At 69.8% G+C, this 25,122-nt stretch carries 21 protein-coding genes; 10 read left to right on the forward strand and 11 right to left on the reverse strand.

All coding sequences use genetic code 11. The features are described 5' to 3' along the window. Nucleotides 1-215 precede the first annotated feature (215 nt). Genes HUW62_RS30510 through HUW62_RS30520 form a run of 3 tightly spaced genes read left to right on the forward strand, consistent with a single transcriptional unit; the run spans nt 216 to nt 4,207 of the window. Nucleotides 216-2,333 (forward strand): FHA domain-containing protein, encoded by a 2,118-nt coding sequence (locus HUW62_RS30510; RefSeq protein WP_176436397.1) that lies wholly within the window; start codon nt 216-218, stop codon nt 2,331-2,333. A 40-nt stretch (nt 2,334-2,373) separates the two neighbouring features. Beyond that, the gene (locus tag HUW62_RS30515; RefSeq protein ID WP_176436398.1) at nt 2,374-3,705 is read left to right on the forward strand and encodes a cyclic nucleotide-binding domain-containing protein; all 1,332 of its coding nucleotides are present in this window, start codon (nt 2,374-2,376) and stop codon (nt 3,703-3,705) included. A gap of 7 nt (nt 3,706-3,712) precedes the next feature. Continuing rightward, on the forward strand, nt 3,713-4,207 hold the full coding sequence (locus HUW62_RS30520; RefSeq protein WP_176436407.1) for a hypothetical protein: 495 nt from the start codon (nt 3,713-3,715) through the stop codon (nt 4,205-4,207). 12 nt (nt 4,208-4,219) lie between these two features. Here the strand turns inward: HUW62_RS30520 and HUW62_RS30525 are convergent, their stop codons facing one another. After that, nucleotides 4,220-5,800, reverse strand: a complete 1,581-nt coding sequence (locus HUW62_RS30525; RefSeq protein ID WP_176436399.1) for a tetratricopeptide repeat protein — start codon at nt 5,798-5,800, stop codon at nt 4,220-4,222. Between the two features lie 92 nt (nt 5,801-5,892). Between HUW62_RS30525 and HUW62_RS30530 the strand changes: the two genes are divergently transcribed. Next, entirely contained in the window at nt 5,893-6,864 is a 972-nt protein-coding gene (locus HUW62_RS30530) for a homoserine kinase (protein WP_176436400.1), read from the forward strand. Between the two features lie 43 nt (nt 6,865-6,907). Here the strand turns inward: HUW62_RS30530 and HUW62_RS30535 are convergent, their stop codons facing one another. The 3 genes from HUW62_RS30535 to HUW62_RS30545 form a co-directional block, all read right to left on the reverse strand. After that, entirely contained in the window at nt 6,908-7,375 is a 468-nt protein-coding gene (locus tag HUW62_RS30535) for a nuclear transport factor 2 family protein (RefSeq protein WP_163868029.1), read from the reverse strand. 71 nt (nt 7,376-7,446) lie between these two features. After that, on the reverse strand, nt 7,447-7,974 hold the full coding sequence (locus tag HUW62_RS30540; protein ID WP_141647394.1) for a hypothetical protein: 528 nt from the start codon (nt 7,972-7,974) through the stop codon (nt 7,447-7,449). Between the two features lie 65 nt (nt 7,975-8,039). Then, a complete protein-coding gene (locus HUW62_RS30545; RefSeq protein WP_176436401.1) occupies nt 8,040-10,400 on the reverse strand; it encodes a hypothetical protein in 2,361 nt (786 codons plus the stop codon). Nucleotides 10,401-10,425: 25 nt separating this feature from the next. Here HUW62_RS30545 and plpQ point away from each other — a divergent pair, with 25 nt between their 5' ends. The 4 genes from plpQ to HUW62_RS30565 all read left to right on the forward strand — a co-directional run bounded on the left by plpQ (nt 10,426) and on the right by HUW62_RS30565 (nt 15,584). Next, the gene (gene plpQ / locus HUW62_RS30550) at nt 10,426-10,827 is read left to right on the forward strand and encodes a motility regulator PlpA (RefSeq protein WP_163868031.1); all 402 of its coding nucleotides are present in this window, start codon (nt 10,426-10,428) and stop codon (nt 10,825-10,827) included. Then, nucleotides 10,824-11,375 (forward strand): DUF192 domain-containing protein, encoded by a 552-nt coding sequence (locus HUW62_RS30555; protein ID WP_163868032.1) that lies wholly within the window; start codon nt 10,824-10,826, stop codon nt 11,373-11,375. Before plpQ ends, HUW62_RS30555 begins: the two co-directional genes overlap by 4 nt. 153 nt (nt 11,376-11,528) lie before the next feature. Beyond that, nucleotides 11,529-13,886 (forward strand): alkaline phosphatase PhoX, encoded by a 2,358-nt coding sequence (locus tag HUW62_RS30560; protein WP_176436402.1) that lies wholly within the window; start codon nt 11,529-11,531, stop codon nt 13,884-13,886. A gap of 30 nt (nt 13,887-13,916) precedes the next feature. Then, entirely contained in the window at nt 13,917-15,584 is a 1,668-nt protein-coding gene (locus HUW62_RS30565) for a hypothetical protein (protein ID WP_176436403.1), read from the forward strand. A gap of 7 nt (nt 15,585-15,591) precedes the next feature. On the opposite strand, the gene HUW62_RS30570 is transcribed toward HUW62_RS30565, so the two are convergent. Together HUW62_RS30570 and HUW62_RS30575 are read right to left on the reverse strand one after the other, a co-directional pair. Next, entirely contained in the window at nt 15,592-16,716 is a 1,125-nt protein-coding gene (locus HUW62_RS30570; RefSeq protein ID WP_240356703.1) for an EAL domain-containing protein, read from the reverse strand. A gap of 203 nt (nt 16,717-16,919) precedes the next feature. Beyond that, nucleotides 16,920-18,134 carry a hypothetical protein gene (locus HUW62_RS30575; RefSeq protein ID WP_163868036.1) on the reverse strand — a complete coding sequence of 405 codons (1,215 nt, stop codon included), beginning with the start codon at nt 18,132-18,134 and terminating at the stop codon, nt 16,920-16,922. A 72-nt stretch (nt 18,135-18,206) separates the two neighbouring features. Between HUW62_RS30575 and HUW62_RS30580 the strand changes: the two genes are divergently transcribed. After that, complete coding sequence (locus HUW62_RS30580; RefSeq protein WP_176436404.1) at nt 18,207-19,235, forward strand: zinc-binding dehydrogenase; 1,029 nt, start codon at nt 18,207-18,209, stop codon at nt 19,233-19,235. Between the two features lie 7 nt (nt 19,236-19,242). On the opposite strand, the gene ybaK is transcribed toward HUW62_RS30580, so the two are convergent. The 3 genes from ybaK to purE are packed head-to-tail and all read right to left on the reverse strand — an operon-like array spanning nt 19,243 to nt 21,360. Beyond that, nucleotides 19,243-19,719, reverse strand: coding sequence for a Cys-tRNA(Pro) deacylase (gene ybaK, locus HUW62_RS30585; protein WP_163868037.1), 477 nt, complete (start codon nt 19,717-19,719; stop codon nt 19,243-19,245). A 4-nt stretch (nt 19,720-19,723) separates the two neighbouring features. After that, nucleotides 19,724-20,866: a 5-(carboxyamino)imidazole ribonucleotide synthase gene (gene purK, locus HUW62_RS30590; RefSeq protein ID WP_163868038.1), complete on the reverse strand. Its 1,143-nt coding sequence runs from the start codon at nt 20,864-20,866 to the stop codon at nt 19,724-19,726. After that, the gene (gene purE / locus HUW62_RS30595; RefSeq protein WP_141647982.1) at nt 20,863-21,360 is read right to left on the reverse strand and encodes a 5-(carboxyamino)imidazole ribonucleotide mutase; all 498 of its coding nucleotides are present in this window, start codon (nt 21,358-21,360) and stop codon (nt 20,863-20,865) included. Before purE ends, purK begins: the two co-directional genes overlap by 4 nt. Nucleotides 21,361-21,577: 217 nt before the next feature. On the opposite strand from purE, the gene HUW62_RS30600 reads away from it, so the two are divergent. Next, nucleotides 21,578-22,762 (forward strand): hypothetical protein, encoded by a 1,185-nt coding sequence (locus HUW62_RS30600; RefSeq protein WP_176436405.1) that lies wholly within the window; start codon nt 21,578-21,580, stop codon nt 22,760-22,762. A 103-nt stretch (nt 22,763-22,865) separates the two neighbouring features. Here HUW62_RS30600 and HUW62_RS30605 read toward each other — a convergent pair whose 3' ends face one another. Together HUW62_RS30605 and cglC are read right to left on the reverse strand one after the other, a co-directional pair. After that, nucleotides 22,866-24,287 (reverse strand): VWA domain-containing protein, encoded by a 1,422-nt coding sequence (locus HUW62_RS30605; RefSeq protein ID WP_176436406.1) that lies wholly within the window; start codon nt 24,285-24,287, stop codon nt 22,866-22,868. A 102-nt stretch (nt 24,288-24,389) separates the two neighbouring features. After that, complete coding sequence (gene cglC / locus HUW62_RS30610) at nt 24,390-24,890, reverse strand: adventurous gliding motility lipoprotein CglC (protein WP_163868043.1); 501 nt, start codon at nt 24,888-24,890, stop codon at nt 24,390-24,392. Between the last annotated feature and the right edge of the window lie 232 nt (nt 24,891-25,122).

Here is a 25,122-nt window from a genome sequence, read left to right on the forward strand (position 1 = left end):
GGGAAGAAGGGGCGCGTCGGGTCGGCGCGGACGCTCGGGGCATTCGGAAACTCCCTCGGTGAAGCGTTGGGGGTGTGGAAACCTACATAGGAGGGGAAATCTCCCGGAGCAACGGACAATGGCCCCCGTTCTTTCCCCAGAGGCGGGCCTGTCGCATTCCCACCGTGGGTGCGCCGCTTTAAGATGCCGAGCGTTTCGAACCTGGACCCCACCCCATGCCTGCTCGTCCTCCATCCACTCCTCGCGCTGGCGCCGGCCGTTCCGGCGGTGACGCGGGGGCGGACTCTCCATCGGCGAAGCCGTCAGCCCGGGCTCGCCCTCCGCGCGAGGCGTCGCCCGCCGACGAGGATTTCGCCGCACCTCCCTCCGGGGATGATGGCCCCGATGGCCCCGCGAACCCGGAGCTGTACGGTGACGCGCAGCCCCCGCGCTCCCGCACGGACGAGACGCGCGTGGGCGCCGTACCCGAGTCGCGCGAGGAAGAGTCGCGCCGCGACGACGATGACGACAACTCCGAGTCCACGCGCGCGGGCCCGCCGGTGCAGATGCTGGTGCTGGCCGGGCCGGACCGGGGGCGCAAGAAGCGCTTCCAGGGCGTGCGGATGGTGGTGGGGCGCGGCAAGGACTGCGACTTCGTGCTCGACGACCAGTCGGTGTCGCGTCGGCACCTGGAGCTTGTCTACGGCCAGGCCGGCGTGGCGATGCGGGATCTGGGCAGCATCTCCGGCACCCAGGTGAATGATCAGCGCGTGGACGAGTGCCTCCTCAAGCACGGCGACGAAATCGCCATGGGGAAGACGCGCCTGCGCTTCGTGGACGAGGCGGAGCAGATCAAGGAGATGCGCGCCCAGGCGGAGGCGCGAGAGGCGGAGGAGAAGCGCGAGCGCGAGGAGGCCGCCAAGGAGAAGGATGAAGCCCGGAAGGCGGCGGGCGCGGCGCGGGGTACAGACGTGGATCCGAATGATCCCCGGCTGAACGAGATGACCAACGCCAACTACCGCGTGCCGGAGTCCCTCCAGGACAAGGGGACGAACAACAAGGGCAAGGGCGCCATCGCCATCCCCCGTCCCCGGCCGCCTCCCAGGAGCGCCGTCACGGGCGGTGGGGCGAACTCGAAGACGAAGCTGCTCATCGGCGTGGGCGGCGGCGTGGTGGTGCTGCTGATGATGGGCCTCTTGTTCAGCCCCTCGGCGCCTCCGCCGCCTCCTCCGGTGGACCCGAACATCGATCGCGCGAAGCTCCTGATGCAGAAGGCGCGCGAGGCGGTGCGGGCGGATGACTACGCCAACGCGGTGCGGCTCGTCGAAGAGGCGGAGAAGCTGCGGCCGGGCGCGGACGAGGAAGGCCTGGGCCGGGCGGCGAGCAAGCAACTGGAGGTCATCCAGGCCTTCGACAACGTGCGCGCGCTGATGACGGCCAATCAGTTCGACGAGGCTCGCGCGAAGCTGGAGGCCGCGCCGCAGGGCACGGCCAAGATGGACGACATCCGCCGCAAGCTGGAGACGGAGCTGGAGGAGAAGGACGCCGCGTATCGCATCCAGCAGATGGAGGAGGCGCTCGCGGCTCGGGACCCGGAGGCGGCCCGGCCGCTGCTGCCGCGGGTGCCGGACCTGAACCGGCCGGCCTACTCGCAGAAGCTCCTGGACCTGGAGGCGGAGCTGGCGAAGGAGTCCGCGGACGGCGCGCGCAGGGACCGGGCCAACCGCGAGCGCGCCGCGATGAACGCCAAGGAGCAGCGCAAGCTCTTCCTCGAGGAGGCCTTCACCGACGTGGAGCGCCGCTTCAATGGCGGGGACTACACGCGCGCGGTGCTCGAGTGCGACCGGGTCACGGAGAAGTACAAGACGGAGAAGGACGTGAAGGAGCGGGCGCGCCAGTTGAAGACGCTCATTCCCCAGTTCCAGCGCTCGCTGGACGACGCGCAGAAGAAGCTGGCGTCCAACGCGCTGGAGTCCGCGTCCAAGCCCCTGCGTCGGGCGGCGGAGCTGTACCGTCAGATTGGCTTCCAGGGCTCGCTGGGCAACACGCTGGATGAACAGCTCGCGTCGGCGGCGCTGGCGGCGGGACAGGCCGCGCTGAAGAAGGGCGACCTGGCGGGCGCGGGGATGAACTTCCGCGAGGCCCTGCGGCTCAACCCCGGGGACCGGCGGGCCCGCGACGGCCTGGACGAGCTGCAGAAGAAGGTGGAGGAGCTCTACATGCGCGCATATATCGAGCGCGACAGGGACCCCGCGTCCGCGGCGGTGAAGTTCAAGATTGTCATCGAGACAGCGCCCGACGGCTCGGATACGAAGCGCAAGGCCGAGATGTACTTGAGCGAGATGCAGCCGTGAGCGGCCCTGCCTCAACAACGAAGGTTCGTGGAGGGATGGGATGAGCGAGTCGTCGCTGCGTGAACTCGGAATGGACCTCATCGAGGAGCGCCAGTTCGAGCGCGCCCTCGCCGTGTTCGCGGAGGCCGTACGTCGCGTCCCCGCGGACCACCGCTCGCGGATGATGGCGGCCCGGTGTCTGGCGGAGCTGGGCGAGCGTGAGCGCGCCGTCACGTCGTACCACGCGTGCGCGGAGGGCCTGTTGCGCCGCGACTACCTGCTGTCCGCCATGGCCGCGTGCAAGCAGGCCCTGGACCTGGCGCCCAACGAGCGGCGCCTGAAGGACACGTTGATTCGCGTCCACTCGCGCGCGGTGCGCAGCGCCCCGGGTCGCGCCGCCGTGCCCCCGCCGCTGCCGCCGGAGACGCTGTACGACGGCAAGGTGGAGACGGACCTGATGGGCCTCGTCGGCGAGGAGCTGTCCAACCGCGCCATCGAGGTGCTGGCCGCGCCGGACCCGGGCGGCTCGGCGGACCCCAACAGCCGGCCCCCGCTGCCGTTGTTCGCCGACCTGGACCGCGAGGCCTTCATCGACCTGGTGGTCCTCATGGCCTGGCGCCGGGTGCGGCCCGAGGAGGTGGTGAGCCGCGAGGGCGAGCCGACCGACCACCTCTACGTGCTCGTCGCGGGCAAGGCCGAGGTGACGCGGCAGATGGACGGCGAGGCGAGGACGCTGGGCTTCCTCGGCGGCGGCTCCATCTTCGGCGAGATTGCCCTGCTGACGGGCGCGACTCCCACCGCGACGGTGTCCGCCGTGTCCGACACGGAGGTCTTCGAGATTCGCCGTGAGCACCTCAACGCGGTGGCCAAGAGTCACCCGGCCGTCCCGCAGATTCTCGCGGACTTCGCGCAGCAGCGCATGGCGCGAAACCTCATGGCGACCTCGCCCATGTTCCAGACGCTGCCGGAGTCCGAGCGCGGGGCGATGCTCCAGCGCTTCTCCTTCCGCGCGCTCCAGGCGAACGAGAAGGTGCTGGTGGAGGGCGAGCACTCGCCGGGCCTGTTCCTCGTCCTGGCCGGAGAGCTGGTGGTGCAGAAGGAGGACCCGGCGGGCGGCACGGTGACGCTGGGCGTGCTGCGCGAGGGCGACGTGGCGGGGGAAATCTCACTGCTGTCGGGCCTGCGCGCGTCCGCCACCGTGGCGGCCACGCGCAAGACGGCGGCGGCCTACCTGGAGCGCAACGCGTTCCACGAGCTGGTCCGGGCCTTCCCTCACATCCGCACGTACCTGGAGCAGCTTTCGGAACGCCGCCTGAAGCAGATTGGCGAGGCGCTCCGGCCGCTGGAGATCATCGACGCGGACGAGCTGGTGCTCGAGACCGAGGCGGCGTGAGGAGCTCATCGTGATGTTGTCGCGTTCGAAGGTGGCGGGGGTGGCGCTGGCGCTCGTCACGGCCGGTGCGGTGCTCTTCTTCTGGCCGCGCCGGGAGCCGGGCGTCCCGGAGGCCATCACCCGGCAGGTCATCACCATGACGCGCGCCGCGGAGCAGAAGGATATCTCCGGGGTCATGGAGGGCGTGTCCGAGCGCTTCAAGACGGACGGCGGCTGGGACAACCGGCAGGTCCGGGGCGTGCTCACGGGCCAGGTGCTGCGCGGCCAGTGGGTCCGCATCTTCACGACGAACCTGGAGGTGCACGAAGTCTCGCCCTCGCAGGGCGACTTCCAGGCCCGCTTCATCTTCGGGCGCTCCCAGGCGGACAACCTGAAGGACCTGGCGGCGGACAGCGTGCTCAACGCGTACCTCATCGAAGGCACGTTCGAGAAGGAGACCGACGGTGAGTGGCGCATGGTCCGCGCCAAGTATCGTCCGCTGGAGGCGTCGGAGTTGCTCTAGTCGAGAGCGGCGCTACTGGAGCAGGACGCCCGTCTCGTTCATCCACGCCTTGGCCATGGCGCCCTGGCCCGAGGACTCCAGGCCCTTCTTCACGGTGTCGATGCGCGTGGCCAGCTCCTCGCGCGTCGCGCCTTGTGAGCGGGCGCGCACGAGGCCGAAGTAGTAGTGCTGGCAGCCCGCCGCGTACGCGTTCTGCGCGAAGAGCAGGTCGCCCATGGCGGTGTACGCCTCCGGCAGCGTGCCCGCGCCCGTGTCCGGCGCCACCGTGGCCAGCAGCGCCTTCGCACCCTCGTAGTCCTTGCGCTGCACCAGCAGCGCGCCCTTGGCGTACTGCGCTCGCGCCAGGCCCACGCCCTTCGCGGCGATGGCCTTGTCATAGGCGCCGAGCGCGTCGTCCTGCCGACCCGCGGCCTCGAGCAGCCCGCCCCGCGCCAGCCAGTAGCGGCCGTCCTGCTCCAAGAGGCCCACCTTCTTGCCGTCCGCGGAGGCCACCTGGATGGCGCCGAACGTGCCCTCGTACGCGTCGAGCAGGGCCAGCGCGCCGGTGGCATCTCCGGAAGCCTGGAGGCTGCGCGCGCCATCCAGGTAGAGCAGGGGCGCGGTGCGCCGCTTCGCCACCGCGGCCTCGAAGGCGGCTCTCGCCTCGGGGACCTTCCGAGCCGACAGGGCCCGCGCCCGCGCGAAGAGGGCGTAGACGTCATCCGGCACCGCCTTCAGCGCGGTGTCCGCCTCCTGGAGCGCCTCGTCCGCCGCGCCTCGAGTCAACGCCAGCTCCGCCTTCAGCGCGCTCAGTCGCGAGCGCAGCGAGGGCGTCAGCTCGGCTTCCTTCTCCGACGCGGCGGTGAGCGCGCGCTGCGCCTCCTCCAGCTTCTTGCCCTGGTACACGTACGCGAGGCCGGTGCCGAGCCGCGCCATCAGGTGGTCCGGGTTGACGCTGGTGGTCTTCTCGAAGACCTCCACCGCCTGGGCGTGCTGGCCCTCGGCGAGCAGGGCCTCCGCGTACGCGGTGGTGAAGCGCGTGTCCCGGTAGGCGCCCTCCGCGGCGCGAGCGAAGGCCTGCCGCGCGCCGGGCAGGTCGCCCTTCGCCTGGAGCGTGAGGGCCAGGGCCAGCGTCAGCCGGGGGCTGTTGGCTCCCTGCGTTTGAAGGTCCGCGAGGTACTTCTCCGCCTCGGCCGTCTTTCCCTCCGCGAGCAGGTGGAGGGCGCGCGCGCTGTAGCGTTCGCCGGAGCGGGAGTCGAGCTCCTCCGCGCGGGCGAGGTACTCACGCGCCTTGGCGTCGGCGCCGGGCTGGTGGTGCTCCAGCCACAGCACCGTCTGGATGTCGGCGGCCAGGGCCTGCCCGTCGCGGGCCTGGGCGTCCACCTGGAAGAGCGTCTCCAGCTCCGCCATGGCGCGCGCGAGGTCGGCGGGGTTGCCTCGGAGGGCGGCGGAGCGGGCCGCGCGCATGCGCTCCTCCGTCTCCTTTCGGACGGCGCCCCGGTGGACGAAGTAGGTGACGGCGCCCGCGAGCACCAGCGCCACCACGGCCACCTGCGTCAGCGCGCTCTTCCAGCTCTCGCGCCGCTTCCAGTCGCCCTGAACGTCGGTGCCCATGGACCCATCTCCCCGCGCTGGAGTTGGATGCTATTAGGTACGCCCCTCCCAGGTGTCAATGGAGCGGGCCCCGAGCATGGGAGGAGTGAGCAATGGCGGTCCACACGGTGCTGTCCCCCGACGTCTTCACGCGTGTCGCCGACACCTTCGGGCTGGGGAGTGTGCGGAGCGTGACGCCCATCCCCCAGGGCTCCATCAACACCAACCACCGGTTGGAGACGGACTCCGGCCGCTACTTCGTTCGCCACACGACGGTGCGCTCCCCGGACGACCTGCGCTTCGAGTCCGCGCTGCTCGCCCACCTGGCCGCGCACCACTTCCCCTCGCCCGTGCAGCTCACCACCCGCGATGGTGAAACTTTCGTCGAGATGGAGGGCGGGCGGGTCAGCGTCTTCCGCTGGCTGGCAGGTGAGGAGCTGCGCCACCCGGACCTCACCGCCGAGCACCTGGAGCGGCTGGGCACGGAGCTGGGCAAGCTGCACCGTGACACGCAGTCCTTTGGCGGCTCGCGCGCCAACCCGTACTCACCGGACGTGGTGCGCGGGTGGCTGGTGGAGCTGTCGCGCAACCCGGACGCGACGCTCGTCGCGATTGCAGGGGAACTGGAGCACCTGCTCGCCACCGCCGAGTCCCAGCGCCAGGGCCTGGAGCCGCTCGGCGTCATCCACGCGGACCTCTTCACCGACAACGTGAAGTGGCTGGGCGGCAGCGTGGGCGCCTTCTTCGACTTCGAGATGGCCTGTCGCGAGGCCTACGGGTTGGACCTGGTCATCACCCTGAACGCGTGGTGCTTCGACGGCGGCGCGTACCTTGCCGACCTGTGCCAGGCGCTGGTGCGCGGCTACCAGGACATCCGGCCGCTGGCGCCCGTGGAGCGGGCCAACCTCTTCGGCCACGCGCTCTTCGGGGCGGTGCGCTTCACGGCCAGCCGCATCCGCGACTACCACCTGTCCCCGCTGCCGGCGGACAAGCTGGTGCGCAAGGACTACCGGACCTACCTGGCGCGAGCGCGCGCGCTGTCGACGATGGGGCCTTCGGGCTACGCGAAGCTGCTGGGGCTGTGAGCCCTCGGGGCGCAAGGCGCGCGCCCCGAAGCGCCCGGACGACTCAGATGCCGGAGAGGATCCGCCAGTGGCCCTCTTCCAGCCGGAACACCATCTGCTCCAGCTCCGCCTCCTTCTGGGGGCGGGGGGTGAGGCTGGGCATGCGCCAGCTCACCTTCCAGTAGTAGATGGCGGTGGCCACTTCCTTGCCCACCTGCACGCGGCGCACATCAATCTCCACCTTGGGCGACTGGAGCTGCGGGAAGAGCGCCTCCAGGTAGGGCACGAGGTTGGTCGCGTTCAGGTCATCCTCGGGGTCGCCGGGCGTGCCGCCGTCCTCGCGGAAGTCCTTGGACACCAGGGCCTGGATGGCGTTCGCGTCGCGTGCCTCGATGGCAGACCGGTACTGCTCCATCACTGACAAAATGGCCCGCGTGTCGGAGGTGTCGTCGATTTCAGTGCCGGGGATGCGCTTCGGAGCGCAGGCGGCCAGGAGGGACAGGGCGCAGACAGCGAGGAAGCGGATGAGCATGGCGGGGCCTTACGAAGACAATGGATGAGAAGTCAACCCATTCCCCGGGCCCCACCTGCACTCCGCGTGCCTCAGCCCTTTCGGATGACTTCGGAGATGAACCGGTTGAGCACCGGAATCTCGTTGTCGAGAATCTTGAGGCCCTCGCCCTGGATGATCTTCTCGCCGATGAGCGCCAGCGGCTTCATCAGGAAGGGCAGCTTGAGGGAGATTTCGCCGTCCATCGACCGCTCGGTCTGCCCGGCGCCCAAGTCACGGAAGCGCATGGTGCCGGTGTTCACCAGCATCTTGGAGATGGTGCCCGACGTGGGCGTGTTGGTGAACGTGAGCTCCTTGCGGCGCTTGTCGTAGGTGGACGTCTCGATGAAGGCGAACCACTCGGGAGGCACGCGCTTGGGGCCGATGCTCTCGATGACCGGCTTGGGGCGGTAGCGCACCTTGCGCTTCACCAGGTCGCCCTCCGTCTTCACCTCAATCGGCGCCAGCTCCAACAACACGCCGTGGTACTTGAGGAGGAACTCGAAGTACCGCTCGTCGAGGAGCGCGCGCTCCACCTCGTCCACCGTCCCCTGGATTCGCTGCCTCGTCTCGAACCGCATCGCTTCCCTCCTGATGGCCTGGCTCGTCGCCCTTGTGTGGGCTGCCTGCCTAGCGGAAAGCGCGGCTAGCGGAAAGCCTGTCGTGGCACCAGCGGCCCCCGGAAGGTCTTCTCCTCGAAATCACACCGCTCCTGCCACTCCTGGGCGGTGGCCTTGAAGGCGGTGCCGAAGTCCGGAAGGACACCGACCTCGTGGCGCACCGCGCCGCAGTCTCCGGCGAGGTAGGAGGCCTCCACCTTCATGCGCAGGGCCTCCCGACGGAGGGCCTCTGGCAGCGAATCGTCCGCCAGCGCACGTTGCAGATACTCGCCGGCGAGCACGGGCGAGCCCACCTGCTGGAGCCGGCGGCCCAGAAGGTAGTTGAGGTACGCGTCATGGGGCACGGCCTGGAGTGCGCGCGTCAGCATCAGCAGGCGCAGCTCCTCGCGCGTCGACTGGAAGTACGCGTCGATGGCCTCGCGTCGCGCGGTGGAGTCCAGCGCGGCGAGCTTCACCTGGGCGGTGCGCGTCAGCTCGGGCGTGGCGTCCAGGGAGAGGACCTCGTCCAGGTACTTGCGCGCCTGCTCGGGCTGCTGGCGTCGGGTCTCCACGTCCGCGCGGGCCATGGCGACCTCGGCCGCCGTGACGGACTGGGCCTTCACCTGGCTCGCGAGCGTGGAGAGCACGGCGGTGGCTTCGTCGTAGCGCTCCAGGGAGGAGAGCGCGGCGGCTTCGCCCAGGCGGAAGGAAGGCTCCTCGGGTTGGAGCGCGGCGGCGCGGTTGTAGCGCTCCAGCGCGTCCTCGGGGTCACCCACGAGGGAAGCACGCGCGGACTCGGTGAGGCGGGCGACTTCGCGGGCGCAGGCGCGGCTGAAGAGGCTGCCGGCGCGGAAGCGCGCGAAGGCCCGGGCGATGGCCGTGTCGTCGAGGGGCAGGGCGTCCACGTAGCGCTCCCACTCGGAGACGAGCTCGTCGAGCGGGCGTCCGTAGGCGTCCTCGAAGTCCGCGTGGGCGTAGAGCGCGCGCAGCTTGTCCGCGCCGTAGGTGTCCGCGAGGTACAGCAGGAAGGAGCCGGCCACGGTGTACGCGCGCGCGGGGGCGGACTGGTAGAAGCCGCGTGGTCCCATCAGCGTGCGCATGTCCGGGGCCAGCTTCTGGCGGCGCATGCCAGAGGCCCACTGGTGCAGCGTGAGGTCCCCCTGGGCGGGGCCGTCCGCGGCTACGGCGAAACCCTCGATGACGCCCATGAGGGGCCAGAGTCCCAGGCGCGTGGTGACGCGGAACGGGCCGCTGCCGGCGGGGGCGGCCATGACGTGCGCCAGCTCGTGGTGCAGGGTGGAGTGCGGGAAGGGCTTGTCCTGGATGTGCAGCTCGTACCGCCAGGGCTTGGCGTACTGGGTGCGGCCGGCGCCCACGAGGCGCTGCTTCTCCTCCTCGTTGCGGTAGAGCCACACGCGGATGCGCTCGGTGGGGGCCACTCCGAGGAAGCGGTGGACCTGCATCCAGCGGAACTCCATGTCGCGGGCCAGCCGGTCCACGTCCTCGCGCGCCTTGCCCCGGGGGTAGTGGAGGCGGAAGTGCTCCGTGTCGCGCACGCCGCCCAGGGTCTCCGCCAGGTAGGCGTCCGTCATGCGCGTGCGCAGTTGGGGGCCCTTCACCTCCAGGAAGAGGATGGCGGCCAGGGGGAGCACGAGCGGCACCAGCGCCCAGGGACGCAGGCCGGCGCGACGCAGGGTGCCGGTTCCGAGGTCCAGCAGCGCGGCGGCGAGCCCCACCAGCACCCACGCCCACAGGAGCGTCTCCAGGCGGAACCAGCCCAGCGCGGGCGTCATCACCAGGGCCTCGTCATAGAGGGGGCCGGGCAGGTGTCCCAGGAAGTGGTTGAAGGCGAAGACCTGGGGGCCCGCGATGATGGGCCACACGGTGGGGATGAGCGACAGCAGGACGAGGAGCACGTGCAGGCCCACCCCTCGGGAGGGCCGCCGGGCCTTGAAGCCGCAGAGGACTCCCGACGCCGAGGCCAGCACGGCCGAGGGGAGGGTGAGCATGGGATAGAAACCCACCAGCTCGAAGGGGTCGCACGAGGTGCGCAGCCAGGCGAAGACGGTGGAGGCGAGGAAGGGGGGGACGAGCGCGCCGATATTGAGGAGGACAGCGGTGCCCAGGGCGCGGCCCACGGCGGCGCCTTGGCTCTGGGGGATGGCCGCGGTGGGGGGCCGGGGCTCCTGGCCGAGAATGATGCGGCGTTCCTGGAATGCGGCGGCGACGCCTGGGCCCCCGCCGAGCAGGCCCACGGCGATGGCCAGGGCGAGGCTCAACTCGAAGCCTGGCACTCCGAAGAGGGGGAGGAGGATGAGGGCCGAGCCGCCGCCCGCCAGCAGGAGCAGGGGGGCCAGGACGGCCGGGCGGCGCAACAGAGCGCGGGCACGGGTGAGGACTTGCTCCATGGCCTCCCCTATACTCCCCAGCCGCATGTCCGAACAGAAGACAGGTCCCGAGCACCGCCAGCACGGGCGCGCGCCCATCGAGCTGAAGGTCGACTACAAGAAGCTCAACTCGTTCTTCGCGGACTACACGAAGAACATCAGCAAGGGTGGCACGTTCATCAAGACGAAGAAGCCGCTGCCCATCGGCACGCGGTTTCTCTTCAAGCTGACGGTGCCGCACCGGGAGGCGCCCTTCGAGCTGTTGGGCGAGGTGGTGTGGTCCAAGGCGGACGGCGACGAGCCGGGTATGGGCATCCGCTTCATCTACAGCAGTGATTCGCAGCGGGTGGAGTTCGAGACGGTGGTGGAGCGGCTCATGTCCGACAGCCTGGGGCCCGAGCTGACCGAGAAGCTGCTCAACAAGCCGCTGCATCCCCAGCATTCATGAAGACGACGCGTCGGCTCACGGTCCTGCTGCTCGCGTTGCTGCTGGGTGCCTGCCAGCAGGAAGCGCAGGGCCGACAGCCTTCCACGCCTCCGGCCCCCGTGCGACCGCCCGTCACCGACGTCACCTCGAAGGACTATGTGAGCCCGACGTTGCCGCGTGCGCACGTGCGGCTCAAGGATGCCTTCGGTGGGGTGCATCGGGTGGAGGTGGAGGTGGCGGCCACGCCGGACTCGCGTCAGCGCGGGTTGATGTGGCGCACGGAGCTGGCGGAGGGGAAGGGCATGTTGTTCCTCTTCCCGACGCAGGAGATGCAGGGCTTCTGGATGCGCAACACGCTCATCTCGCTGGACATCATCTTCATCACCTCGGACCTGCACATCGCGGGAGTGGTGTCGCGCGCGGTGCCGAAGACGCTGGATTCGCGCTCGGTGGGCGCGCCCAGTCAGTACGTGCTGGAGGTGCCAGCGGGCTGGGCGGAGAAGATGGGCGTACGCAAGGGCGCGCAGGTGGAGTTCGAGGGCGTGTCGAACATCAGCATCGTGCCCTGAGCGCCACGTCCGTTGCTCGCGCGTGACGTTGCGCGCGCGTGACGTGATGAAGAAGTGACGCACTGAACAAGCTGCCGCCACACTGGCTCCTCAGGATGCGCTCGCGCCCGCGCCCACACGTGGCGGACGCGAAACCCCTGGAGGTAGTGCTTCATGTCTTCTCGACTGCTGCGGCTCGCGACCGGCGCGATGCTTCTCGGTAGCACCTTGGCCATCACCGCCTGCGAGGGCGACACCGGTCCCGCGGGCCCCGCCGGCTCCAATGGACAGGATGGCTCGGACGGTCAGCCCGGCACCCCTGGTAATGATGGTACCCCCGGCGAGGAAGGTGAACCCGGCCCCGCGGGCCCCGGTACCCAAGGACAGCCCGGCCCCGGCGCCGTGACGCGCGCGCCCGGCGTCGAGGCCGGCACGCCGCTGTCCTCCGTCATCGCGCTCACCTTCCGTGGAGACCTGGGCACCGGCGCCACGAACCTCGCGGAGTACGTGAAGGTTCGCGTGAATCAGGTGGTCGCCGGCTCACTGCCGACGCCGATGGTCTTCCCCCTGTCTCCGGCCTCCACCGACTCCATTCGCACGGTGCCCGGCCTGTTCTCCTCCACGGTCATCAAGTGGATGGACCCCATCACCTTCAGCAAGACGGGCGCGCGCTTCGGCGCCAACGTGGACTACATCGCGTTCTTCGGTGACGGCTGGTCCGCCCAGGACAACGCGCCCCAGTTCCGCGGGAGCAGCGCCGCTGGCTGGATGTGGATCAACCACGAGTACATCTCCGGCACCAAGCCCCGCGTCGGCACCGCGCCCATCGGCCAGCACCTGGACTTCGCGCGCTTCCTGCGCAACAGCGGCGCCCTGTCCAACACCGTCACGGATGGCACCTCGTGGCAGGACGACGCCATCACCACCTACAACAAGGAATGGAAGAAGCAGGTCGGCGGCACCTGGATGCGCGTGGTGCAGGACCCCGCCACCGGCGAGTGGGCCGTGGACCGCACCGCGAGCAACCTGCGCTACGACGCCTCCAGCGCGACGCTCGCGAAGGTGGTCGGCGTGACGCTGTCCGGCGTGGACCGCGATGACTCCGGCGCCGACCTGCCCGCGGGCGTCGTCGCCGGCACCCACTCCAACTGCTCCGGCGGACAGACGCCGTGGGGCACCATCTTCACCGGTGAGGAGAACGTGCAGGGCGTCTACGGCGATCCGGAAGGCAGCCTGTGGACCGGGAAGAACGACTGGATTCCCAACGCGCCCGGCATGGCCGCCGGTGCTCCCCTCGCGCCGGACCTCACGGCTCCCGCGTCGGGCGACATGGTCAGCTCCGACGCGCGCTCGTCGCACCGGAAGGACGGCTACGGCTTCCTCACCGAAATCGACCCGGGCCAGCCGGCCGACCTCTGGTACGGCAAGGACGCGTCCAAGCCCGGCGCGGGCCACCGAAAGCTGGGCATCATGGGCCGCGCCCACTGGGAGAACGCGGCCTTCGTCGTCGACGCGAACTGGAAGCTGCTCGCGGGCCAGCCCATCGTCATCTACGGCGGCGATGACCGTCGCGGCGGTCGCATCTTCAAGTTCGTCTCCAGCCGTCCGTACACCGCGGGCATGACGAAGGCGGAGACTCGCGCGCTGCTGGACCAGGGCACGCTCTACGCCGCGCACTTCGCGGGCCTGGACAACAGCACCGGCGACACCCTGGTGGGCGGAGCGATTCCCACCGAGCAGGCGCCCGGACAGGGCCGCTGGGTGGCGCTGAGCCTGGACAGCGCGGACCTCGCGCCGAACGGCGAGGCCTTCGGACAGCCGACGATGACGGTGGGCACCGCGCTGCGCGATGCCAGCTACAACGCCATCGGCGGCTTCACCGACGACGACCAGATGCGCAAGCTGCTGTTCACCGCGGCGAACAAGGTCGGCGTCATGGAGCTCAACCGCCCCGAGGACCTCGAGTGGAACCCGAAGGACCCCAGCGGCACGCCGCTCCTGTACGTGGCCTTCACCGAGCACGGTGACCCCACGTCGCTGGACCAGCAGGGCCGCGTCGCCACCGCCACGCGGAACTCGGAGGGCATCTGGGTGACGAAGGCTCGCGCCGCCACCGACAACCGCGCGACGGACCGCGTCGGCTCCATCTTCGGCATTCGCGAGGCCAACACGGCGGCACCGGGCACCTCGCGCACGTTCACCTTCTTCCGCGTGTGGAAGGGCGAGACGGCGGCGACGAGCGTCACGCCCGAGTTCTCCGCGGCCAAGCCGGACAACATCGCCATCGACCGTGACGGCGGCGTCTGGTTCGGCACCGACGGCAACTTCGGCGTCAACAAGGTGGCCGACGGCATCTACTACCTGAACCAGAACCCGGCGCATCGGGAGAGCGCGTACTTCCGCAAGGCCTTCCGCGTGTTGTCCATGCCGAGCGACGCGGAGGCCACCGGCCCCGCGTTCAGCCCGGACATGAAGACCCTGTTCGTCAGCGTCCAGCACCCGGGCGAGGACAGCTACAGCGTCTGGCCGTAGTCGCGCGCCCTTCCAGGAGAACGCCACCTCATGTCCATCATGTCGAAGGGAGGCGCCAGGGCCGTCCTCGCCCTGGGCCTCGCGCTGGGAAGTCTCTTTGCCTCCGCGGGAGTCGTGTGGCGACAGCGCGCCGCGCCTCGCGTCCCCGAGCCTCCCTTCGACCCGCTCGCGCAAGCCCTGGCGAGCGGGAGCACCGTGGCCAACCGCGAGGCTCCCATTCCGTCCATGTGCTACACGAAGACGGAGGGCATCTCGAACCCCTGCTGGACGTGTCACACCGGCGGCGTCGGCTTCAACGTCATGGACGACGAGTCGCTGCAGGCCGACTACGCCTTCAGCGACGTGGGTCTGCTGAATCAGTGGAGCAACCTCTTCGCGGATCGCACCGCCGCGCTGGCGGACATCTCCGATGACGAGGTGCTCGAGTACATCCGCGAGGACAACTACGCGCCCCTGCGTGAGTCGCTGCTCCAGCGTCCTGGAGGTTTCAAGGGATGGGTGCCGGACCTGGACCTCGCGCGAGGCTTCGACGCGGAGGGCTTCGCGCTCGACGGAAGCGGCTGGCGCGCGGTCCGCTACAAGCCGTTCCTCGGCACCTTCTGGCCGACGAATGGAAACACGGACGACATCTTCATCCGGCTCCCCGACGCGTTCCGACGCGACGCCGACGGAAGGCTCTCGCGGGACGTGTACCGGCTCAACCTCGCCATCCTCGAAGCCGCGATGACGGTGGACCCCGCGCTGCTCGAGGCGACGGGAGCGCGGCGACGGGTGGAGCCGGTGGACGAGCGCTCGGGCGGCGTGGACGTGAATGGGGACGGTGAGCTCATGGCGGGTGTAGAGGAGGTGCGCGGCCTGCCGAAGACGTACGCGGGGGGCGCCGCGAAGGTCGCCGTGCGCAGGGACTTCTACCCGCGCGGCGTCGAGTTCCTCCACACCGTGAGGTACGTGGACCCGGACGCGCCCACGTTGTTGTCGGCGCGCATGAAGGAGGTCCGCTACTCGCGCAAGGACGAGGAGTACACGGGCGAACAGGTGATGGCCTTCTACGCGGCGGAGCAGGAGAAGAAGATGCGCAACCGGCTGCCCGCGTTTCCGGGCACGCCCGAGCTGGGGCTCATCAACGAGTTCGGCTGGCGCCTCCAGGGCTTCATCGAGGACGGGAAGGGCCGCCTGCGCGTGCAGACGCTGGAGGAACACGCGTTCTGCATGGGCTGTCACACCAACCTGGGCGTGACGGTGGACCAGACCTTCGGCTTCCCGCGCAAGGTGCCGGGCGGGGAAGGGTGGCGCCATCAAGACCTGCGCGGCATCCGCGATGTGCCGCAGGCGGGCCACGCGAAGCCGGAGGTGCTGACGTATTTCGAGCGAGTGAAGGGGGGCGACGAGTTCCGCGCGAACGAGGAGCTGCTCACGCGCTTCTTCCCGAGCGGCACGGTGGATGAGAAGTCCGTGCGTCGTGCCGCGATTGGAGGCGACAAGGACCTCGCGTGGCTGTTGACGCCGTCGCGTGAGCGCGCCGTGGCGCTGGGCCGCGCGTACATGGTGCTGGTCCGCGAGCAGGGGTTCACGAAGGGCCGCGACACGCTGCTCGCGCCTCCGAGGAACGTGCTGCCGCGGGTGGAGAATGGCTCCACGGGACTGGAGGACGCGGGCCTCATCTTCGAGGACGGTCGACTCCACCTCGCGTGGGAATGAGGCGGGCCTACTTCGCCGAGTGGCGCTCCACGAACTCGCTGGCGCGCAGCATCAACTGCTTCATCGTCACGGTGCCCAGGAATTCGCCCTGGGCGTCCGTCACCACCACCGGGTCGTAGACGGCCTCCGGCGTACGCGCCATCGCCAGCCCGACGAGCGCCGTCACCGCCATCTGGTCCTCGACCACCAGCGGGACCTCCCGCGTCCCTGCCCCCGACGCGAGGCTTCGGCGCGTCACCAGCGCCTTGGGCCGCGAACCGTCCAGCACCACCACGTGGTCCACCTGCGGCGCATCGCGGAAGAGGGTGTTCACCACCTCGGACGGCGCCGCCGCATCCACCGTGGCGCGGCGAATCACCAGTCCGCCCACCGTGCTGTCATCCGCGCGCTCACTCAAGAGCAGCGCGCGCATCGCCTCGCGACGTCGCGTCTCGAACGCCTCCGTGGGACGGCCGGGCACCGGCGCGGGACGGGCCAGCAGATAGCCCTGCGCGTGACGGATGCCCAGCCGCAGCAGCACCGTCATCTCCTCCCACGTCTCCACGCCCTCGGCGATGAGGATGGCATCCACGCTGGAGGAGAACGCCACCAACGACTTCACCAGGTGCTGCCGGTAGTCGTGCAGGTGGATGTCCCGCACCAACGCCTGGTCCAGCTTGATGAAGCGCGGCACGCAGTGCACCAACGTCACCAGCCCGGAGTGACCCGCGCCGAAGTCATCCAGCGCGAGCCCGAAGCCCAGCTCCGCGCACTCCCGCGTGAGTCGCTGGAGCAGCGCCCCGTCCTCGATGACCGCCTTCTCCGTCAGCTCCAGCACCAGATGACGAGGCCCCAGCCCGTGTCGCTCCAACAGCGCCAGCGTGGAGCCATCCCCGAAGCGCGGGTCGCTCAACACGTCCGGGCTCACGTTGAAGAAGAAGGGCGCGCGCCGCTGGTCCTCCGGCAACGTGGCGATGCGGCGCAGCGCTGACGTCCAGCACGCACGCTCCAACTCCCACGTGTAGCCGGACACCCGCGCGTGCAGGAACAGCTCGTTCGGAGACTCGAGTGTTCCCTGTCCGCGCGAGAGCACCTCGTGCCCGATGACCTCGCCATCCCTCAAGTCAACGATCGGTTGGAAAGCGGAAGTCACCCCGGGCTCGGAGCCGTTCCACAACCAGAGAGGAATCAGACCGGGCTGTCGGACGAGGGGGTGGGTCATGACGGGGCAAATGTTACCTGACGCTACCCACGTCTACAGTTCATGCCTGCGCACTACCGCAACAACTCCTACTAAGCGTACGAGTGGACAGTCTCTCCACGGCTTGGTCGCCCCTGACATCCGGGGAATCCCGCTCATGGGACACGAATTCGAGAAATCTCGCCCTCCGTGGAAGGCGACTCCTCAGGGGGTTGGACGGGCGCGATGGGCTCGGGGACCTGGGCCAGGGTCGCCTGGGTGGCCACCGCGTCCAGGCTCCGACCTTCTTCCCACTGCACCGATGACAGCGCGCGGAAGCGACGTGCGAGCGATGACAGCTCCGCGGCCTTGAGCTGAGCCTGCCCGCTGCGCAGCGACAGCAGCGCCACGCGCGCGCGCTCCAGCAGGGCGACTTCCGCGCGCAGCCTCGCGAGGATTCGCTCACGACGCAGCTTCAACTCGCCCAGCCGCTCGACCTCCTCCGCGAGAGAGGCCGCCGCCGCTTCCAGCTGCCGCCGTGCCACCGCATCCGTGGTGGCCTTCGCGCCACGCTCCAGCTCCTCGCGCTCGGCTTGAAGCTCGGCCTGTGCGCGCTCCTCGAGCTGCGCCTCCACACCGGCCCACTCGGAGGCCAGCTCCACCGCGTCACGGGTGATGCGCGCCAACGTGCGGGCCAGCTCCTCGCGCGCGGGCTCTCGCGGCAACAGCGCGAGCGACTGTCCACACTGGCGATACAGCGCGAGCGCGCGCTCGCACTGCGTCCGGAAGTCCCCGGCCAGTCGGGGAATCAGCTCCTCGGCGCGCGCCTCCACGGGGTCCGCCGTGAGGGCCAGGTGCGCGGCCACCGAGCTCAGTCCCACGAAGAGCCCAAGAATCGCGCCCGTCGCGCCCGCCGCGAGCAGCGCGGGCGTGGCCAGGTCCGCCAGCCGCGCGGAGAACACGCGGGCAATCTCCACGCCGCCCAGGGTGAGCCCCGCGCCCAGGAGCGCGCCGAGCCCCAGGTGCACGAGGGTGGGGCGAGCCTCCGCCACCTGTCCCTCCACGCCCTTCTCGCTCAGCCGCGCGCGCACCAGCAACGAGCCCGCCGCCGCCGCGCTGCACGCCACCGTCCACGCGGGCGCCATCCCCAGCGCATACGGCACCGCCGTCAGCACCACTCCCAGCCCCCCCAGGAGGATGCGGTCCCACCGGTCCCCCTGCGCACAGGCCAGCACCACCGCCGCGGGCACCAGCCAGGCCAGGGGAAGTGGCAGGCCGATTCTCGCGGTGATGAGCTGGAGCAGGCCCGCGCCGGCCCCCGCGGCGAGGGCACGCGTGACGGTGCGCTCAAAGGCTTCTCGGTGGTGCAACTGCAAAATGGTGGCGTTCATCGACGCTCCGAACCCGGAGGGAGGCCAAGGGGCTCCCCCTTTCACGCGCGGCCGAATTAAAAGGTCTGCCGGATGAAAGCCCCCCCTGTCCCCGTGGTGATGCGAGCGCTGGTCCTCAAGGCCTATGACGGGCGGCCGGAGTCCCTCCAGGTGGAGCGCCGCGCCGTGCCCCGGCCCACCACGAAGCAGGTGCTGGTGCGGATGGCGGCGTCGCCCATCAACCCGGCGGACCTCCAGTTCGTACGGGGCCAGTACGGGCTGCGCAACGAGCTGCCGACGGTGCCGGGCTTCGAGGGCAGCGGCACGGTGGTGGCCGCGGGCGGTCTGGCCGGGCAGCTCCTGGTGGGGCGCCGCGTGGCGTGTGTCGCGCCCGTGGGTGGAGACGGCCTGTGGGCCGAGTACGCGGTGGTGCCGCTCCAGCAGTGCATCCCCCTGCGCGCCCACATCACCTTCGAACAGGGCGCCAGCCTCTTCGTCAATCCCTTCACCGCGTGGGTGCTGATGGAGCGCGCCAAGGAAGGCGAGCACGCGGCGCTGGCGCAGACGGGCGCGGCGAGCAGCGTGGGGCGGATGCTGGGTGCGCTCGCGCGACGGCGGGGCGTGCCCATGGTGCACGTGGTGCGGCGCGCGGAGCAGGTGGAGCTGTTGCGCGGGCTGGGCGCGGAGCACGTGTTGAGCAGCGACGAGCCGGAGTTCCAGGAGCGGCTGCGCCTCATGTGTCACCAGCTCAAGGTGTCGCTCGCCTTCGACGCGGTGGCGGGGCGGCTGACGGGCCAGTTGTTGAGCGCGCTGCCCGAGGGCGGACGCGTGACGGTGTATGGCGCGCTGTCGGAGCAGGAGTGCCGCTTCGACCCGGGCGACGTCATCTTCGGGCGCAAGACGGTGGACGGCTTCGCGCTCTCGGAGTGGGCGCGCCGGGGCTTTGGCCGCGAGCAGCTCAAGGCGCTGATGGGCGTGCCGTCGCTGGTGGGACGCGAGCTGGAGACGCCCGTGCGCGCGCGACTGCCGCTCGAGTCCGCGGGGGAGGCGGTGCGCATCGCCTCGGCGGACATGACGTCCGGCAAGGTGCTCTTCATGCCCGAGCAGGGGTCGACGGTGTGAAGGCCGCTCAGGCCTTGTCGCGCGAGATGGGGCCGACCTTCGCCTTCGTCACCCGCAGGTAGTCGGACGGCGCCAGCACCAGCTGCGTGCCGCGCACGCCCGCTGAAACGGCCACCTCGTCGAACAGCTCCAGCGTCTCGTCGACGTAGACGGGATAGTCCTTCTTGCCGCCGATGGCCGTGCAGCCGCCGCGCACGTAGCCGGTGAGGGGCTGGAGCTCCTTGAGCGGCACGGTGTCCACCTTGCGGTCTCCGCTCAATCGCGCCAGCGCCTTGAGGTCCAGCTCCGCGTTGCCGGGCACCACCGCCATCAGCACGCCGGTGCGGTCGCCGCGCGCGACGAGCGTCTTGAAGACCTGCTCCGGAGGCATGCCCACCTTGGCGGCCACCGACTCCGCGGAGAGGTCCTCCGGGTCCACCTCGTAGTCGCGCAGCGAGTACTTCACGCCCAACGAGTCGAGCAGCCGCGCGGCGTTCGTCTTCATGGCCTCAGACTCCGAGCACCGCGGCCGCCGCCTTCACTCGCGCGAGCGCGTCCTCGGGCGTGGTGCCCACCGCGGACAGGTGCCCCATCTTCCGGCCCTTGCGCGCGTCGCGCTTGCCGTACAGGTGCAGCCGCACGCCGGGCAGCGCCAACGCGTCCTCGAACCGGGGACCGCCTTCGCGCAGCCACAAGTCTCCCAGCAGGTTGACGATGGCCGCCGGACGCACCACCTCCACCGAGCCCAGGGGCAGGTTGCACGCCGCGCGCACCGCCTGCTCGAACTGCGAGGTGAGGCAGGCGACTTCAGTCGAGTGGAAGCTGTTGTGTGGACGCGGCGCCAGCTCGTTCACCAGCACGGTGCCGTCGCGCAGCAGGAACAGCTCCAGCACCAGCAGGCCCTCCACTTGAAGCGCCTGGGTGATGTCGCGTGCCAGCTCCGTGGCGCGCTCGGCGACTCGGGCCGGCAGCGGGCCCGGCAGCAGCGACCACGCGAGGATGCGCTCCTCGTGGTGGTTGAAGGCGGGCGGATACACCGCCAGCTCTCCCTTCGGGCTGCGAGCGACGAGCACGGACAGCTCCGACTGGAGGTCCAGCGCGGCTTCCACCACGACGGAGCGCTCACCCAGCTCGCGCCACGCGGCGGGGGCCTCGGCGGGCGTCTTCACCTCCACCTGACCGCGACCGTCGTAGCCGCCCTCGCTGGACTTCACGAAGCACCGGCCTCCCAGCGCCTGGATGGCCTGGGCCAGCTCGTCCGCCGAGTGTGCCTCGCGCCACGGCCCCACGGGGAAGCCGCCCTTGGCGAGCCAGCCCTTCTGTCGACCGCGATGCTGGATGACATGCAGCACGGACGCGCCCGGACGCATGGGCGTGTGGCGGGCCACCGCCTCCAGCGTGGCCAGCGGCACCTTCTCGATTTCGAGCGTCACGGTGTCGCAGCCCTTCGCCAGCTCCTCGGCGGCGGCGATGTCCGCGAAGGACGCGGTGAGGCAGCGGTCAACGACGTTGCGCGCGGGGCACGTCGCGTCCGGATCCAACGCCTGCACCTGGAAGCCGAGCGTGCGCGCGGACAGCGCCATCATCCGCCCGAGCTGCCCCCCGCCGAGGATGCCAATCGTTCCCCCGGGGAGCACCACGCGAGGGCTCATGACAGCTCCCGGTGCGCCATGACCTCGTCGGTGCGCGCCTTGCGCCATGCGGCCAGCCGCTCACGCACCTCCGGGTACTTCAGCGCCAGGATGGCCGCGGCGTGCAGGGCGGCGTTGGCCGCGCCCGGTTTGCCGATGGCCTGCGTCCCCACGGGCACGCCCTTGGGCATCTGGACGATGGAGAGCAGCGCGTCGATGCCGTTGAGCAGCGTGGTGGGCATGGGCACACCAATGACGGGCAGCAGCGTCTTCGCGGACACCATGCCCGGCAGGTGCGCCGCGCCACCCGCGGCGGCGATGATGAGTGACAGGCCCCGCGACTCGGCGGTGGACGCGTACTCCATCATCCAGTCCGGCGTGCGATGCGCGGAGACCACCCGCACCTCGTGGGGGATGCCCAGCTCCTTCAGCACGTCGATGCCCGGCTGCAGGTACTCGAGGTCGCTCTTGCCGCCCATGATGACCCCGACCCAAGGGGTGTTGCCGCTCGCCATTCGGTCCACGCTTTCGTGCCTCCAGCCGAAGGCGGGAGGAACGCGGAGATAGGGCCGGGCGATTCCGACGGTCAACCTGGAAGTCACCCCGCGCGCCCGCGTGCCCGGCTGGCTACTTGCAATTCAGTTATGTCAGATTATTCCGATGCAAATCCCCATCCATCGTGTCGTTGTTCATCGAGCGTTCGTTCTCGGACTTCTCTGTGTCTTGGGGGGCATGGGTTGTCAGGCCTTGGGCGACGACACCGAACCGCCCGCGCACGCGGAGGGCGCGGTGCTGTCGGTGGGCTCGCCCCTCGACACATCCTCTGTGTTCACGAGCTTCCATGGGGTGGTCTTCAGCGCGAGCGGCCCCATCCCGGGGATGCACTGCGTCGCCATCTCCGTGCCCGAGGACCCGTATGGCTGGAGCAACAATTACCTGTGCTCGCCGACGGACCTTGGCTTCGTCTGGCACGATGGCTCGACGGGCGTCCCCAGGCCCGAGATGCGTTGCACCATCGTCAACGAGCGCCGGGAGCGCTTCGCGAGCCGGTGGGACGAGAAATTCCTGTGCATCCCCCACGACTCGCCGCTCACCATCACCTGGTCCAGTGAGGGACCTCTGCTGGGCAAGGAGTGCGTCAACTTCAAGGAGCCCGAGGACCCTCATGGGTGGGAGTACAACTATCTCTGCCTGGAAGCTCCCCTGGTGCTGTCCTTCAGCGCGTCGGGCCCCATCGCCGGGATGAGCTGCACGCTGATGAACGAGCTGGCCGACCTCGCGGGCGGGTGGGGGGACAACTACCTCTGCACCAACAAGGACATCGGCCTGCGCTGGAGCATGAGCGGGCCGATATCAGGCCTGCGCTGCACCCAGATTCACGAGACCACGGAGCCGGCGGCGAACGCGTGGCACGACAACTACCTGTGCGTGCCCCCGGAGGCGGAGGCGATGTTCATCTATTCAGAAGCGGGTCCGCTCCCGGGCCGGCTCTGCACCCAGTTGCTGGAGGCGGAAGACCCCTACACCTGGGACGACAACTACCTCTGCTACCACGAGGTGCCGGTGGGGCTTCAGTTCTCCTCCGCCGGGGCCATCCCAGGGAAGGCGTGTACGGCCCTCCTGGAGCCGTCGGATACGGCGGGCACGTGGAACGACAACTTCCTGTGCGCCAACCGCGACGTCGGCCTGCGCTGGAGCATGGGCGGGCCGATCTCCGGCATGCGCTGCACCCGCATCTACATGCCCTCGGAGCCCGCGTCGACAGGGTGGGATGACAACTACCTCTGCGTGCCGCCGACCTCCGCCCTGAGGTTCATCTGGTCGCCGATGGGCCGCTACGCCAACAAGATCTCCGTGCCCTTCGCGGAGCCCTCGGATCATCACGCGTACTGGATGGATTCGTATCTCTGCTACTAGACGCCGCCTGAAATGAAACACCCCGCCTCCGTCCGGCGCCTTGGAGCACCGTGCGGAAGCGGGGTGGTGTGTCGAGCCCGCGTGAGACGCGCGCACCTCGAGGTCAGTACGTGGAGCCCACCTTGCCGAATCCGCGCAGGGCCTTCACCTTGGACTTCTTCGCGGCGGAGCGGACTTCTTCGTCGCTGCCGGCGCTCTCGTACTCGTCCAGCGTGGCCTGCTGCTCGGCCAGGTCCGAGGCCACCGCCGCCGGGCTCGCCACCGCGCTCGCCTCGTTGAACATCACCTGGTTCTGCTGGATGTAGCCCTTGGCCTCCTCGCGGCGGCCCTCGCTCAGGGCCTCGGCGGCCTTCTTGAGATTCACCGCGCTGCGCGCCCGCACCGCGTACACCGTGGCGTCCTTGTCCTGCTTCGCGACAATCTCCTCCTGCCGGTCCGTCACCACCGCGGACAGCGCGGCGCCGTTCTCCACGCCCACGTTGCGGATGAGGTCGGTGTAGTTGAGCGTCAGGTCCGTCACCCGCACCGTCTGGCCCACCGTTTCGCCCGTCGTCGACAGGCGCACCACGACGCGCTCCAACTGGCCGGCGGAGAAGTTCGGCAGCGACACCATCACCTGGTTGCCGGACTGCCGCGCGTTGTAACCCAGCACCTCGCCCAGCACCGTGCCCGTGGGCAGCGTGAAGGTCAGCGTCACGTCCCGCGCCACCGTGGTGGAGGCCTGCTGGAGGTCCTTCTGGAAGAGCGCGGCCAGCTGGCCCGCGTCCTCGAGGTAGCCGTAGGCACCCGCGCCGTACTCGGCGAAGCCCTGCATCAGGTCCTCGTTGAAGTCGGTGCCCACGCCGATGGCGCTCACCGTGATTCCCGTGGCGCGCAGCTCGCGCACCTGCCGCGTCAGGCCCTCGTCGTCGGTGGTGCCCTCGGTGGGCTGCCCGTCGCTCAAGAGGATGAGCCGGTTGACGCCGAAGCCCTCCTGCGCGGTGGACAGCTGGTAGCGGCCCGCGGACAGTCCCGCGGAGATGTTGGTGCCGCCGTCATCCCAGATGCCGTCCACGTACTGGAGCATCCGCTCGCGCTGCGCGGCCGTGGCCTGCGCCGACGGCAGGCTCTTCACGTCCGAGCCGTAGTGGACGATGGCCAGCCGGTCCTCGTCCCGCAGCAGCCCCACCAGGTGCCGCGCGGCCTGCTTCGCCTGCGCCAGCTTGTAGCCGCTCATCGAACCCGAGCGGTCGATGACCAGCGCCAGGTTCACCGGGCGGCGCTTGGACCCGGGGACTTCAGCGCCCATCAGGTCCACCGTCGCGAAGACCTCCGAGCTGCCCGCGGGCACATACGGATGCGACAGGCGGCTCGTCATCGTCAGCGAGCCAGGCGTGCCTTGCACGGGGAGGCGAGGCGTCGGAGGCGGCGTCTTCACCTCGACGACGGGATCCGTCCTCGGGCGGGTCACCTGGGGCAGGCCCAACACCAGGGCGGTGAGGGCCAGGCCACCGGCCAGGGACAGGAAGAGGACCGTTCGATTCATGAGGCAGGGCTCCTTGCGCGGACGACGCGGGCCCTGCCTTTACGAATCAACCCGGGGAAAAGGTCTACCCCCCGCGCACGAAAGTGTCACCCAGCCCGCGCGTCAGATGTTCCCGGCGCAGAAGAAGGGCGAGTTGTTCTCGCCGAAGGTCCGTCGGTAGAAGCCCTCATCCGCGGAACGCAGCGCGTCGAGCGTGTCCTGGTCCAGCAGCAGCGAACGGCAGGTCATCCGGCCCGGGAGGTTCGGCTCCACGTCGGACGTGTCCTTCACCTCGCACGCGTTGGAGCCCTCGACGCAGGGCTTGCTGCAGTAGCCCATCGCCGCCGCCGTCAGGTCCACCTCGCCCTCCGGAGTGCGCGCGCGGGGGTAGTCCTGATCCCGCACACAGATGAGGTCCTCGCACTCCAGCGAGCCGAAGGAGATGAAGTCCTGGCGGTCCGCCACTTCGCTCTCCAGCACGGGCATGGTCTTGGTCGGCGAGTTCTCCTCGGGCAGCGCCTTCCGGACCAGGGTGCACGGCTTGCCAATCTCGCTGCTGACCTTGCATCCCCCGAGCAACAGCGCGGTGGACACGAGGAAGGCGGCTCGCACGGACATCTTCATGAGACCTCGACAAAGGGGGAGGGGGCACGGGGGGGCCCGCGACCAGCCCTTCCAGGGTAGCACAGCACCTGGGGCTGCCAACGCTCGCGCGGCGCGGTGTCCAGTCTAGAATTGTGCAGAAATACCGGAGAGATACAGAGTAGACAGGCACTCGCGGGCGGTTGCCGCTCGGGAATACGACCGATAGGATGGCGAAGCGAAGAGTCGCGCTGAACCCCCGGTGGAGTCATTC

It is taken from the genome of Myxococcus sp. AM011, from assembly GCF_013372595.1.
GTDB lineage: Bacteria > Myxococcota > Myxococcia > Myxococcales > Myxococcaceae > Myxococcus > Myxococcus eversor.

Bases quoted from the DNA above. Each gene is read 5' to 3' on its own strand.
- HUW62_RS30530 (WP_176436400.1), top strand. From the start codon at position 5,893: ATGGCGGTCCACACGGTGCTGTCCCCCGACGTCTTCACGCGTGTCGCC.
- HUW62_RS30600 (WP_176436405.1), top strand. From the start codon at position 21,578: ATGGGTTGTCAGGCCTTGGGCGACGACACCGAACCGCCCGCGCACGCG.
- HUW62_RS30535 (WP_163868029.1), bottom strand. From the start codon at position 7,375: ATGCTCATCCGCTTCCTCGCTGTCTGCGCCCTGTCCCTCCTGGCCGCC.
- HUW62_RS30580 (WP_176436404.1), top strand. From the start codon at position 18,207: ATGAAAGCCCCCCCTGTCCCCGTGGTGATGCGAGCGCTGGTCCTCAAG.
- plpQ (WP_163868031.1), top strand. From the start codon at position 10,426: ATGTCCGAACAGAAGACAGGTCCCGAGCACCGCCAGCACGGGCGCGCG.
- ybaK (WP_163868037.1), bottom strand. From the start codon at position 19,719: ATGAAGACGAACGCCGCGCGGCTGCTCGACTCGTTGGGCGTGAAGTAC.
- cglC (WP_163868043.1), bottom strand. From the start codon at position 24,890: ATGAAGATGTCCGTGCGAGCCGCCTTCCTCGTGTCCACCGCGCTGTTG.
- HUW62_RS30510 (WP_176436397.1), top strand. From the start codon at position 216: ATGCCTGCTCGTCCTCCATCCACTCCTCGCGCTGGCGCCGGCCGTTCC.
- HUW62_RS30560 (WP_176436402.1), top strand. From the start codon at position 11,529: ATGTCTTCTCGACTGCTGCGGCTCGCGACCGGCGCGATGCTTCTCGGT.
- HUW62_RS30525 (WP_176436399.1), bottom strand. From the start codon at position 5,800: ATGGGCACCGACGTTCAGGGCGACTGGAAGCGGCGCGAGAGCTGGAAG.
- HUW62_RS30540 (WP_141647394.1), bottom strand. From the start codon at position 7,974: ATGCGGTTCGAGACGAGGCAGCGAATCCAGGGGACGGTGGACGAGGTG.
- purK (WP_163868038.1), bottom strand. From the start codon at position 20,866: ATGAGCCCTCGCGTGGTGCTCCCCGGGGGAACGATTGGCATCCTCGGC.
- HUW62_RS30605 (WP_176436406.1), bottom strand. From the start codon at position 24,287: ATGAATCGAACGGTCCTCTTCCTGTCCCTGGCCGGTGGCCTGGCCCTC.
- HUW62_RS30565 (WP_176436403.1), top strand. From the start codon at position 13,917: ATGTCCATCATGTCGAAGGGAGGCGCCAGGGCCGTCCTCGCCCTGGGC.
- HUW62_RS30555 (WP_163868032.1), top strand. From the start codon at position 10,824: ATGAAGACGACGCGTCGGCTCACGGTCCTGCTGCTCGCGTTGCTGCTG.
- HUW62_RS30515 (WP_176436398.1), top strand. From the start codon at position 2,374: ATGAGCGAGTCGTCGCTGCGTGAACTCGGAATGGACCTCATCGAGGAG.
- purE (WP_141647982.1), bottom strand. From the start codon at position 21,360: ATGGCGAGCGGCAACACCCCTTGGGTCGGGGTCATCATGGGCGGCAAG.
- HUW62_RS30575 (WP_163868036.1), bottom strand. From the start codon at position 18,134: ATGAACGCCACCATTTTGCAGTTGCACCACCGAGAAGCCTTTGAGCGC.
- HUW62_RS30545 (WP_176436401.1), bottom strand. From the start codon at position 10,400: ATGGAGCAAGTCCTCACCCGTGCCCGCGCTCTGTTGCGCCGCCCGGCC.